This is a genomic window from Enterococcus sp. AZ101, assembly GCF_050499005.1.
GTDB lineage: Bacteria > Bacillota > Bacilli > Lactobacillales > Enterococcaceae > Enterococcus_L > Enterococcus_L ureilyticus.
Genome location: NZ_JBMHEZ010000001.1, coordinates 669,023 through 682,067 on the forward strand (window position 1 = coordinate 669,023; position 13,045 = coordinate 682,067).

Consider the following 13,045-nt stretch of genomic DNA (forward strand, 5'->3'; position numbering starts at 1 on the left):
GGTCGGGAAATGAAAGAATTACATAAAGAAAAAACAATACCAAAAGCAACTGCTAAACGTTTGCCGTTGTATCTACGCTATCTAAAAATGCTAGGTGATTCTGGTGTGACTCGAATCAAATCTAAAGAATTCAGTGATGTGATTCAAGTCCCATCTGCTACGATCCGTCGTGATTTTTCGCATTTAGGGGAGCTAGGCCGAAGTGGTTATGGTTATGATGTCCCTTATTTGATTGAAGTGTTCAGTCATATTTTAAATACACAAGAAGAGAAACGGATTGCTTTGATTGGTTGTGGTAATTTAGGGAAAGCGCTGATAAAAAATAATTTTAGGCGCAATGAAAATTTAAATATTGTTTGTGCCTTTGATACAGAAGCAGAATTAATTGGCTTATCGGTCGATGATATCGTTATTCAGCCAATGGAAAAATTAGAAGATGAGATCAAACGAACAGGTGTAACAGTTGCGATATCAACTGTACCAAGTCAATTTGCACAAGAAGCAATCGATAAAATTGTTGATGCGGGTATTACAGCAATCTTAAATTTTGCACCTGACCGTGTGACAGTTCCACATAACGTGAATGTACAATACATTGATTTAACAACAGAACTACAGACATTGATTTATTTTGATGAGACTTTTTCTAGTAAAAAAGCTTAGAAGGCAAGAACTTTGTCATCTGGCCCTCCTTCCTCTATACTAAATAGAGAGCAGTAATTGTCATTTGTTGAGCTCTTGAAACTTAAATATCTAGCTTTATGAGTCTGTATCTCGGAAAAAAGATAAAATATGAATGTGACAAAGAATGTCACAGCCGAATTTTCCTATGTTTCTTCGATGATAAGTGACGTATTCAGTTTTTAAATTAGAGGAGGAAAAAATAATGAACGTAACAAAAAAAGGCGAAGTAGTAGAAATCATTGGTGTTCAACCTGAGGTAGGGACTAAGGCCCCAGCGTTTTCACTAAAAAATTTAAACGATGAAATTGTAAACTTGTCAGATTTCACTGGTACGCCAGTTTTGATCAGCGTTGTACCAGATATTGATACTAGAATCTGTTCATTACAAACGAAACGTTTCAATCAAGAAGCAGCGACTGTTGCTGGCGTTAAATTTATCACGATATCAAATAATACAAAAGACGAACAAGCGAATTGGTGTGCAGCTGAAGGTGTAGATATGGAAATTTTACACGATACAGATGGAACCTTTGGGAATGCCTATGGTTTATTTATTCCGGCAATGGGACGTTTAGCTCGAGGTATTTTTGTGATCGATAAAGAGGGCAAAATCACTTATGAAGCAATTTCCACTGAAATTTCGGAAGAGCCAGATTATGATAAAGCGTTAGAACAAGCCAAAGCAGCTCGTTGATTTTTTTCAAATTGACTTATATTCCTATTCAATGTTAAAATAAACCAAAGACCATGATCAAGAGGAGTACGACTGGCATCGTTATAGAGAGAAAATCACTTGGTGGAAGATTTTCACATAACCAGTAAGAAGGTAGCTTGGGAGTCAATGATTTGAATGGAGTAGAATGATTCGAGTAGTGATCGTTACCTCACGAATGAAGCGGTGTCTGGATCGTCAGACACAATTTAGGTGGTACCGCGTACAGAAGTTTACGCCCTAAAATACGAAAGTATTTTAGGGCTTTTTACATGTTCATCACAGATTGTGAAGCAATCTGATGTTGAACAGTACAAGGCGACTAATAAGAAACGTTGTCACCTTAGTTTGTCGTTTCACCATTCATTTAAATTAAAACTGAAAGAAGGAATCTACATGACAGAAGAAAAAAATCTGCCAACTAAATACCAACCCACAGCAGTAGAACAGGGCCGTTATCAAAAATGGCTAGATCAAGATCTATTCAAACCAAATGGCAACAAAGATGCAAAACCCTATTCGATCGTGATTCCGCCGCCAAATGTTACGGGAAAACTTCATTTAGGTCATGCTTGGGATACAACCTTACAAGATATGATCATCCGCCAAAAAAGAATGCAAGGCTTTGATACTTTATGGTTGCCAGGAATGGATCACGCAGGTATCGCAACCCAAGCAAAAGTTGAAGAAAAATTAGCTGAACAAGATATTTCTCGTTACGATTTAGGCCGTGAAAAATTTGTTGAGCAAGTTTGGGATTGGAAAGAAGAATATGCTTCTCATATCCGTGAACAATGGGCAAAAATGGGCTTATCACTAGATTATAGCCGTGAACGTTTTACTTTAGATGACGGATTATCTCAAGCTGTTCGTAAAGTCTTCGTTTCTTTATACGAAAAAGACCTGATTTACCGTGGGGAATACATCATCAACTGGGACCCAAAAGCCAAAACAGCCTTATCTGATATCGAAGTTATCCACAAAGATATCGAAGGGGCCTTTTATCATATGAGTTATCCACTGACTGACGGAACAGGCGTTGTGGAAATCGCAACAACACGTCCTGAAACAATGTTAGGCGATACAGCGATTGCTATTCATCCAGATGATGAGCGTTATCAAGCCTTGATCGGAAAAACAGTCACATTGCCATTAGTAGACAAAGAAATCCCGATTATTGCGGATGAGTATGTAGATATGGAATTTGGAACAGGTGTCGTAAAAATCACGCCAGCCCATGATCCAAATGACTTTGAAGTGGGCAATCGTCATGATTTACCTCGTGTAAATGTGATGAATGAAGATGGTTCTATGAATGATTTAGCAGGTAAATATGCAGGAATGGATCGTTTCGCTGCACGTAAATTGATCGTGTCTGATCTAAAGGAAATGGGTCGCCTCATTAAAATCGAAACAATGAATCACAGTGTCGGTCATTCAGAACGTACCGGCGTTGTCGTTGAACCTCGTTTATCCACACAATGGTTTGTTAAAATGGCACCACTTGCTGAAAAAGCAATCAAAAATCAAGACACAGAGGATGCGGTAGAATTTTATCCACCACGCTTTAATCAAACATTCTTGCGTTGGATGGAAAATGTCCACGACTGGGTGATCTCACGTCAATTATGGTGGGGTCATCAAATTCCTGCCTGGTATCATAAAGAAACAGGTGAAATGTACGTTGGCATGGAAGCGCCAGCCGATCCGGAAAATTGGACTCAAGATTCAGATGTATTAGATACATGGTTTAGTTCAGCTTTATGGCCATTTTCAACAATGGGTTGGCCTGATGAAGAAGCAGCTGATTATCAGCGTTATTTCCCAACTAGCACATTAGTAACAGGCTACGATATCATTTTCTTCTGGGTTAGCCGCATGATGTTCCAAAGTTTAGAATTTACAGGACAAGCACCATTTAAAAATGTCTTGATGCATGGCTTGATCCGAGCAGAAGATGGACGCAAAATGAGTAAATCGCTAGGAAACGGAATCGATCCGATGGAAGTCATCGATAAATACGGGGCAGATGCGTTGCGCTGGTTTATGTCCAATGGTTCAACACCTGGTCAAGATATGCGTTTCAGTTATGAAAAAATGGATGCCTCTTGGAACTTTATCAATAAAATCTGGAATGCCAGCCGTTTTGTGATCATGAATGTTGAAGGAATGTCTTATGATGAGATTGACTTCAGTGGTGAAAAAACCGTAGCAGATCGCTGGATTTTAACACGTCTAAATGAAACGGTTGCTCGTGTAACGGACTTGTTCGATCGTTTTGAATTTGGTGAAGCGGGTCGTCAGTTATATAACTTTATCTGGGATGATTTCTGTGACTGGTATATTGAAATGAGTAAAGAAATTCTGTACGGTGAAAATGAAGGGGCTAAACAAACAACTCGTAGCATTTTAGTCTATACATTAGACCAAATTTTACGTTTACTACACCCAATCATGCCATTTGTGACGGAAGAAATTTGGGAAAACATTCCACATCAAGGTGTATCGCTAGTTGTTGTTGAGTATCCTGTCGTGCACGAAGAATTTTCAGATGAAACAGCCGCTCGTGGAATGGAAGTCTTAAAAGAAGTGATTCGCGCAGTACGTAATATTCGTGCGGAAGTGAATACCCCACTTTCTAAACCAATCACATTATTGATCAAAACAAGTGATGAGGCAGTGGATAAATTCTTGATCGACAATACCAATTATATCGAGCGTTTCTGTAATCCAGAAGAGTTGACGATTGCAAGTGATATCATTGCACCAGAACTAGCAATGTCAGCGGTTCTAACTGGAGCAGAGTTATATTTACCATTAGCAGGTTTGATCAACGTAGAAGAAGAAATTGCCCGTTTAGAGAAAGAATTAGACAAATGGACGCAAGAAGTCAAACGCGTACAAGGGAAATTAGCTAATGAACGCTTTGTTTCTAACGCACCAGATGATGTTGTAGAAGCTGAGAAAGCAAAAGAAAAAGATTATCTAGAAAAACAAGTGGTTGTGAAGGAACGAATTGCGCAACTGCGTACAGTGAATTAATTATAAAGAAGTGGATCGTTAGTCAGAAAAAAATCTGATTAACGATCCACTTTTCTTTACACTCAATTACTAGCTCGTCACCTTAACAGTAAATCGTTGAATCTCAATACCAGCATCATTCAATACAGCTAGCTCAACTTTATCTGTAGGTGAGGTAATAGCAACACCTAATAAGCTAAATGTGCCATCTTCGGCTATTTTCACTGTTTGTTGCCGTCTTCTATTTACATAGAGACGAACAGTTGTAGCGGACTTGCCTGTTACTTTACCCGTTACAAAAGTATCATCTATTTTGTATGGGCTTAGTGTCATCTCTACCGTAGGTTCTTGAATCCCTACGTCATTTCGAGTGATTTCATCTTCATAACGATAACCAACGATTTCTACTTCGTCATCTGTGTAGTCAATCAAACCTTCAACATCAAAAGTAAATTGTCTGGTTGAAGATAGTAACTTACGTTCGATTTCTTCGCCGTTGATCACCAAAGCGACATGCGTATGAAAATAATCAGTTCCACCTGTGATTGTTGTATCTTCATATAAGGTGTAAGGATTCACAGTCAAAGAATAAGCTTTTTCTTCGATAGCCATAGTTGCTCGCTCTAATTCCTTATTTTTCCGGTCTAATGCGATTACTTCGACTTTATCCGTTACATTTTTGATCAGTCCATCTGTGTCTAATTCAAAACTGCCATCTCTAAAAATTGTTGAGGTAGTAATCAGTTCATCATTGATGACTAATTGGACTTTTTTTGCTGAAGAACTAGTATCTATACTCCCAATTACATAGTCGTCAATTCCTAAGTAGAAGGTATCGAGTAAGAAAGAACTCTGCTCTGTAACAGTAATAGTACTACTTGCTTTAAAACCGCCATCTTCTGTTGTTGCAGTAATCACAGATGTTCCTTTTTTTAGCCCTTTCACTACACCAGTTGCTGAGACAGTTGCTACAGAGTTATCTGACGTGGTGTATGTGACGTTTTTATTCTTTGAAGTCTCAGGTGTAATCTTTGTTTGCAAGGTTATTTCTTCAGAAACACTTAATTCTATAGAAGGAGGGGTTAACTCGATCCCAGTTACTTTTAGACTGTCTCCAACTTTTTCTCGAACATATTTCCCAGGTTTTGTTCCATCATAGTTTGCCATTAAGTCTGCACTACTGGAATAACTATTTTGTGTATCTGGAGAAACTAACCTCCACTTTCCAGTATAGGTAGTATCTTTTTTCTCTGGAAAGCTAGCTGTTTTTAGAATATTTCCTGTATTTGCACCTAAAATTAAGGTATTTAATGAATTTGTATAAGCAAATAGTTGCTCCATTTTTGTCACATTACGGGTATCCCATTTACTTATGTCAATTGCGGTTAGATTTCGCGTATTGTAAAACATCTTAGTCATATTTTGTACATTAGTTGTGTTCCAATTACTTACATCAACTGTTGTCAAGTTGGTTGTTTGATCAAACATTTGGTCCATGTATTTCACTTTACTTGTATCCCAAGAGTTCGTATTTAATGTTGTTAGACTTGATGCAAAGTTAAACATATTCTGCATATAAACAATATTGCTTGTATTCCAACTGCTGACATCAAGCGTTGGTAAATTTTTTACATTATAAAACATAAAAGAGGTATCGTAGACACTACTTGTGTCCCAAGTGCTCACATCGAGAATTGCTAAATTTTTTGCCCCTCTGAACATATAAGACATATCTTTAACATTACTGGTATTCCACTTACTGACATCAAGTGTTGTTAGACCTTCTGTGTGAAGAAACATTGCTTGCATATTTGTGACACGACTCGTGTCCCACTTGCTCACATCGAGAGCGGTCAGACTATTTGTCCAGCCAAATAGGTAAGGCATAGTCGTGACATTACTGGTATCCCACTTGCTCACATCAAGAGTGGACAAACTGCTTGTACAATAAAATAGGTTTGTCATGTCAGTTACTTTACTGGTATTCCACTTACTGACATCAAGAACAGTCAAACTACTAGCAAAATTAAACGTTTTGAACATTTTTGTCACATTACTGGTGTCCCACTTACTGACATCAAGAGTTGTCAAATTCTTGGTATTAGCAAACATATAAGACATATCTGTTATATTACTTGTATCCCAGTTGCCTGTCTCAAGTGCGATTAAGCTACTTGCACCACGAAACATATCAGCCATGTGTGCGACTTTACTGGTATTCCACTTACTGACATCTAACGTTGTTAAACTACTTGCCTCTCTAAACATAGCAAACATACTTGTCACGTTACTGGTATCCCAGTTACTCACGTCGAGAGTTGTCAGGTTGCCAGCAGAAGCAAACATATAAGACATATTCGTAACCTTACTGGTATCCCAGTTACTCACATTTATTGTGCTTAGTTTATTTCCAGGTCCGAAACCTGCACCAAACATATAAGACATTCCTAAAACATTACTTGTGTTTAATTGCTCTAATCCATCAATTGACTCTAATTCTCCTAACTCATAGAATAGATAATCAGAGTTTCTATTGGCCATAACAGGCTTCGTGAAAATTATATTTTTGATTTTTTTTCCTTCTAGGCGATTAAGTTTTTCTATTTTGGGTAAGATACCATTTAGCCAATCTGAACTAGGAAAATTGCCCTCTCCAAAAGTAAGCGTTTGTGTTTCCGAGTTCCAAGTCCAAGGAACCGTTCCATAAGTACCTGTAACGGCCTCTTTTTTCTCAGTGATGGTCAAAAGCATTGAAACACTTTTTTTATTAGAAGTGCTTGCTGTAATGGAGACAGTTCCTACTTTTTTCCCTATAACGATTCCAGTAGAAGAAACAGTCGCAATCGTTTCATCACTCGTTGTCCATATAGCGGTTTTGATATTACTTTCTGAGGTGATTTTAGCAGTTAAGGTAAGGCTCTCATTGACTTCTAGTGTAGTTTTTTCGCTTAAAATTTCTATTGTTGTCGGAACCATTTCGTTTGTGTCTTCCGTTTGTTCCGAGGCGGTTGATTCGTTAGAATTCGTTTCTTCCACAGTTTTATCTTATGCTTCTGCTAAAACAGAGGAAGAGGAATACCCGATGCTCCCAATCAATCCAACAAGTATAAGACCTTGAATCAGATAGTTATTTTTCATATTTCCTCCTTAGGTAACTTAATCTTCTTTCTCAAATCCTAAATTTGTTAATTTTTCCGCATTTGCTTTTTCACTTGCTGAATCAAAATCCCCGTCAGGTAAAGAGATCAATGGCAACATTTTGGCATCATCTTTAGAAAGTAATTTTAAATCTACTTCAATCGTTTCTACTGCTTCTTTTTCTTTAAAGATAATTGAATAGTTCAGTCCTTTTTTATCAACATATAATTCTTTACTAGGCTTTAATAAGCTTTCTGCCTTTTTTTTCGTTTTTACCCCCATTGTTTCGTATTGAATAATGGTGGTAATCGTTTGTTTTAGTAGCGTATCATTTTTGTAACTATTTTGAATCGTTACATTTTCATCATCTTGCCTAAGTTTGTATGTGGCTGTTTGACTTTTTGCTGTACAAGCACTCATAAAGACGAGTAATAAAAAAACTATACCAATAACTCTCCAATCTTTTTTCATCTTTTCACCTCCTTAATTAAACATACAATGTTAATCATAACATATTTAAAGTAATTTAAATTATTCTTTTTGAATTTTTAAGGGGTGAGGGGGAATATAAGCAATACAAAAAAACAGCAAGCTAGGAGAGCTGCTTGCTGTTTTTTCGTATGTGAATTTCTAATAGATCAAAAAATGGTTAAACAAGAACAAGATGGCATAGCCATAACTGGCAACAGACCAAAATTTAAAGAGTAGCAAAATCTTCATATATTCCTTGAAAGGAAGGTCTGCAAGTCCTGCAACTAAGCAAGCTAAATCATCAGGGGCAAAAGGGACTAATAACGTGACAATCATTAATTTCTTGATTCCTTTTTCAGGCCGATCCAACATTTTCTCAAATTTTAAATAGCGTTTTTTGGTCAAAATCAATCGCGCAAAGGGCTTGCCATAGTAGCGTGCCAACCAATAAACGATGATCTCACCTATAATCAAGCCAGCATAACTATAAAGTAGTCCAGGGATATTACCAAATATCAGCATACCGACAACCGTCGAAATCCCTCCAGGAAGAATCGGCACAATAACTTGGAGTATTTGTAAAAAGATAAAGATGAATACAGCATACTCACCAAACTGCTTGATAAAATCTTGTAAAGACTGAACTGAATGAAAAACACCTTTAGAATAGCCATAAATCACTAAAGTAGTAAAACAAAGGACACCTAGAATAGGCAGGACATAAATAATTCGTTTCAGAATTTTTTTCCCCATGACTGCAGTTTCCTTTCGCTGTTACGTTGTTTTTCGTAACACAAAATGTTTTAGTAGTTGATAAAATAATACGCCCAAAAGAACAGAAATGCTAATCAAAACGCCTATAAGAAAATTTTTCTGCTGATAAACCATCCTGATTTGATGCTTTCCAGAAGTTAAGTTGATGCCTATAAAATTATCTAATACAGCGATAGCTTTGACTTTTTTTCCATCCACTGTGATTTGCCAGTTTTTATCATAAGGAATAGCGAGATAAAGTAATGAATTTTCTGAAGCATCAACCGTAATTTCACCAGTCAATTTTCCAGAAACTTCCTCATTAAGTTGAATGGCTCGGGACTTTTGCTTATCAATGAAAGAATCAAACGCTTCTTGCTGTAATGTTTTTAAGTCGATTGTTTTTTCTTCAAGTTCAGCTTCAGACTCGATCTGAATTTGAACGGTGGCATCATTTTCAAAGTAGCCCAAATTAAACAATTGGTTGGTTACAATATAAACAGCCGGCTGGATTTTTTGCCCGTTTACTTTAAATGAGGTGATTTTTTTCCAATTGATTTCTGGTGCATAGAGATAAAGTTCGCCGTCGGCTGTTGTTTTAGTAGTAAGAGTATAACAATTATCTGGTTGTTCACTCCAAACAATTCTTTGTGTTTCTTCAAAGTAGTGTTGTTGTTTTTTCTGTATCTGTTGTAAAATCATTTCTTGATTTTTCAAGGGCTGATTTTTTGCTAGTTTTAGAGTAGCAAAATCTTGTGGGACTAAGTACCCCATCCCGATCGCTTCAGCATTTTCATAGATATTTGTTGACGGTTCACTTGACCTGTTTTTTTGAGGAAATTTATTTTCTGGTGTTAGTTGATAATGAACATTTAAAAGAAAATTGATCACTTTCGATTCATCTACATATGCGATTCTACGATCATTTTTTTGATAAAGACCTAAAGCATGCAATGTATCTTGTGTTTTGGCATCCAGCGTAGAAGTGTAGCTTGAAACACCAGCATATCCATATAAAATTGGATTATTATACCCATTATTTTTTTCATTATAACCGGCCTCATCTGAATCGATCGTTTGTTTTATACGGAATAAATGGTTATTTTCATTATGCAAATCTGAAATAAGTTTATCTTGAATTTGATAAGTCTCGGCAAATTTTTCTTGGTTACCAAAAGGAATATCTTTAACACTGATCCAAAAATTAAACACTAATTCAGAACAAACGACAAAAAATAGTAGAAAATAGAGCCCATTTTTTTTAGCGCCATTTTGGTTCTGAAGGAAGAAAATTAAAGTGAAAATCAACCAAATACCTAATAGTGAGAGAATAAAATAATGATCGGATAGCAGATAAATTTTTTCCTTTGAAAATTTTAGAGCAATAAACCCAATCGTCAGTAATCCAGAAAAAATAAGCGGAACAGCAATCGGTATTTTTGCCCCAAGCTCTAATTTAAGAAAGGCTTCATAAGCAAACTTGATTATCAAAAAACTAAAGATAAACGTATTTCGATAAGGAAAGCCTGCAGGACTTTGAAACATATGCCAGATAGTATTAACTAATTCCAACCAAAAACTTAAAAAGATAAATCCGATTAAAAAGCCAGCTCCGAGTTTTTCCTTTTTAGTAATACTTGATAATTGGAAGTACGCAATGAACAATAGAACCATCAGAATCCCAGAAAAAATAGTTGGTAAATGTTCCAAACGCCACTCAAAATTAACATTCCCTAAACCAAACTGAGAAAGAAAATTTAACCCGAAATTTGGTGTGGGTAAAAACGTATGCCAATCAAAGCTTGTTTTCTTTGTTGCCAACATGCCTTCAACAGCTGGAATCAGAATAAAACTAGTACTAATTCCTGTAAGAAGAGAAGTGACAAAAAATAATCGACCCTTTTCAATAAATTGCCAAAGAGACTTTTTTTTAGCGTCATCTATTTTTTGATAATACCAATACAGACTATAACAAACTGCAAAAATACAGAGCATATAGCCCATATAGTAGTTTGTCACAATCGATAGAAACAAGATCGCTGCATATAGCGCATATTTTTTATGATCCCATAAACGTTGGATACCCAGTACCAGTAAAGGCAATAAGATCAATGCGTCTAACCACATGAAATTCAAACAATAAACAGTCACAAAGCCACATAAACTATAGGAAGTCGAAAAAAGTAAAGCGGCAACTGTAGCATGTTGATACGTTTTTTGAAGGTAATAAAACATAGAGGTCCCCATAAGTGAAATCTTGAGTGTAATGATCAATAATATAGCAATCGGTAGTTGTTCATATGAAAACAACAAAACGATAAGATTAAAGGGACTTAGCAAATAATACGCACTTAAAGGCAAAATCGTTCCGCCAAGTGCATCAGAAAATGAATACAGAGAATGCGTTTCTCCTTGGAAAAATTGTTTAAAGGCACTTAAAAAAGGCATATACTGTGAACCTAGATCACTAACTAAGAGATTGTTATTCCCAAAAGGCGCTAAGCCCAAAATCGACCAGAGTACGATCAATAATAAAAACGGCAGCAAAAAACTTCCACCAATCAATGCATATTTTTTTACTTTTGACATAATTTAAACTGCTCCTCTATTCTAATAATTTGTAACTGTTTTAGGATAAAGGTCCAATCAATCTTGCGAAATCAAACGAACTACCTGCAACAATAATATGATTCAGAACTAATGAATAATAAATCCAATATTTCTCTAAGTTTATAGTCTATCATGGATTCAAGGTGTATGTAAAAGAAACACTGCGTGCTTCATACATATAGTCTTGTTTATTTTATCACAACCATTGTCATTTAAAAGGATTGTGAGAATTTTTTACTCTTTTTTAGAGAATGACTTTTCTAAGTAGATGAATTATTTATGGAATTAAAGATTGTAATTAGTGAAAAGCACGCAAGCTTTCGCTATAATAGAGAATGAGGAGTTGATAAGATGTCATTAACGATAGAAGAAGCAATCGATTGGATTCATAGTAGATTGCTGTTTGGCTCTAGACCAGGGCTTGATCGAGTAGAAGAATTATTAAAAAGAGTCGATAATCCTGAAATAAAAGTGCCAACGATCCATATTGCAGGGACGAATGGTAAAGGTTCTACGGTTACTTATTTACGTTGCATGCTAGAAGAGCTAGGCTTGAAGGTAGGTACGTTTACATCTCCTTATATCGAACAGTTCAATGAACGAATCGCGATTAATGGACGAGGGATATCAGATGATCAGATCATCCTGTATGTAGAAAAATATCAAGCATTGATCAAAGAGATGGATCAGCATCCTGAAAGTGCAGGGATAACAGAATTTGAAACATTGACAGTAATGGCTTTGGATTACTTTCTTGATGAACAAGTCGATATTGCCATCATCGAAGTTGGCCTTGGTGGGTTGTTAGATAGCACCAATGTGGTCAAACCAATGTTAACAGCGATTACGACCATCGGCAAAGACCACACCGAAATTCTAGGTGAAACAATCGAAGCAATTGCCTTTCAAAAAGCTGGGATCATTAAAGAGAAGATTCCTGTTGTTACAGGGAATATTGAAGAAACAGCATTCGTCGTGATCAGTGAAGTCGCTACTGAAAAAAATAGTACAATCTATCGTTATGAACAAGACTACAAAGCCAACTATCTACATCCAGATAAAAATTGGGGTGAAATCTTTGATTTTTATGGAGAAGTGGGCAAATTACCTAAGGTCAAAGTCCCATTGTTAGGTCGCCATCAAGTAGAAAATGCCGCAGTTGCGATTCAATTATTTTACCTCTATTGTCAAATGCGGCAAATCAATTTTACCGATAGAGATGTGTATCACGGACTAGCTCAAGCACAGTGGCCAGCACGGATGGAGAAGATCAGTAATGAACCATTGATCATCTTGGATGGTGCTCACAATGATCATGCGATGCGCCGCCTTGCTGAGAATTTAAAAAAGGAATTTCCAAATCGAGAGATCCACATTCTATTTTCCGCTCTATCATCAAAAAATATCGATCAAATGATTGCTATTTTGCGTAAGGTACCGAATGTCCATTTATACTTGACCACCTTTGACTATCCTAGAGCGGTCGAATTAACAAAAATGGCCCATTATGAAGATGAGAAGACTGAAATTGTTTCATTATGGCAATTTGGCTTAGGAGAAATTTTAGAAAAAATGTCTTCTGAGGATTTAATGTTAGTCACAGGTTCGCTTTATTTTGTTTCACAAGTACGTGAATTATTACTAAATATCTAATGT

Annotated in this window: 8 protein-coding genes and 1 other annotated feature; of the genes, 4 read left to right on the plus strand and 4 right to left on the minus strand. The window is 36.4% G+C overall.

Annotated elements, in window-relative coordinates:
- Positions 1-9: 9 nt before the first annotated feature.
- The 3 genes from IGJ50_RS03075 (at position 10) to IGJ50_RS03085 (ending at position 4,438) form a co-directional block, all read left to right on the plus strand.
- The gene (locus IGJ50_RS03075) at positions 10-663 is read left to right on the plus strand and encodes a redox-sensing transcriptional repressor Rex (protein WP_069639040.1); all 654 of its coding nucleotides are present in this window, start codon (positions 10-12) and stop codon (positions 661-663) included.
- A gap of 223 nt (positions 664-886) precedes the next feature.
- Positions 887-1,378 (plus strand): thiol peroxidase, encoded by a 492-nt coding sequence (gene tpx, locus IGJ50_RS03080; protein WP_069639041.1) that lies wholly within the window; start codon positions 887-889, stop codon positions 1,376-1,378.
- 44 nt (positions 1,379-1,422) lie between these two features.
- Positions 1,423-1,642: a binding site (T-box leader), on the plus strand.
- Between the two features lie 150 nt (positions 1,643-1,792).
- On the plus strand, positions 1,793-4,438 hold the full coding sequence (locus IGJ50_RS03085; RefSeq protein ID WP_429948861.1) for a valine--tRNA ligase: 2,646 nt from the start codon (positions 1,793-1,795) through the stop codon (positions 4,436-4,438).
- Between the two features lie 69 nt (positions 4,439-4,507).
- On the opposite strand, the gene IGJ50_RS03090 is transcribed toward IGJ50_RS03085, so the two are convergent.
- From IGJ50_RS03090 to IGJ50_RS03105, 4 genes are all read right to left on the minus strand, one after another.
- The gene (locus IGJ50_RS03090) at positions 4,508-7,453 is read right to left on the minus strand and encodes a BspA family leucine-rich repeat surface protein (protein WP_429948863.1); all 2,946 of its coding nucleotides are present in this window, start codon (positions 7,451-7,453) and stop codon (positions 4,508-4,510) included.
- Positions 7,454-7,573: 120 nt separating this feature from the next.
- Positions 7,574-8,026, minus strand: coding sequence for a DUF1307 domain-containing protein (locus IGJ50_RS03095; RefSeq protein ID WP_429948865.1), 453 nt, complete (start codon positions 8,024-8,026; stop codon positions 7,574-7,576).
- Positions 8,027-8,185: 159 nt separating this feature from the next.
- Positions 8,186-8,779, minus strand: a complete 594-nt coding sequence (locus IGJ50_RS03100) for a TVP38/TMEM64 family protein (RefSeq protein WP_069639045.1) — start codon at positions 8,777-8,779, stop codon at positions 8,186-8,188.
- 21 nt (positions 8,780-8,800) lie between these two features.
- Complete coding sequence (locus IGJ50_RS03105; RefSeq protein WP_429948867.1) at positions 8,801-11,368, minus strand: YfhO family protein; 2,568 nt, start codon at positions 11,366-11,368, stop codon at positions 8,801-8,803.
- A gap of 372 nt (positions 11,369-11,740) precedes the next feature.
- Here IGJ50_RS03105 and IGJ50_RS03110 point away from each other — a divergent pair, with 372 nt between their 5' ends.
- Positions 11,741-13,042: a bifunctional folylpolyglutamate synthase/dihydrofolate synthase gene (locus IGJ50_RS03110; RefSeq protein ID WP_429948869.1), complete on the plus strand. Its 1,302-nt coding sequence runs from the start codon at positions 11,741-11,743 to the stop codon at positions 13,040-13,042.
- Positions 13,043-13,045: the final 3 nt, after the last annotated feature.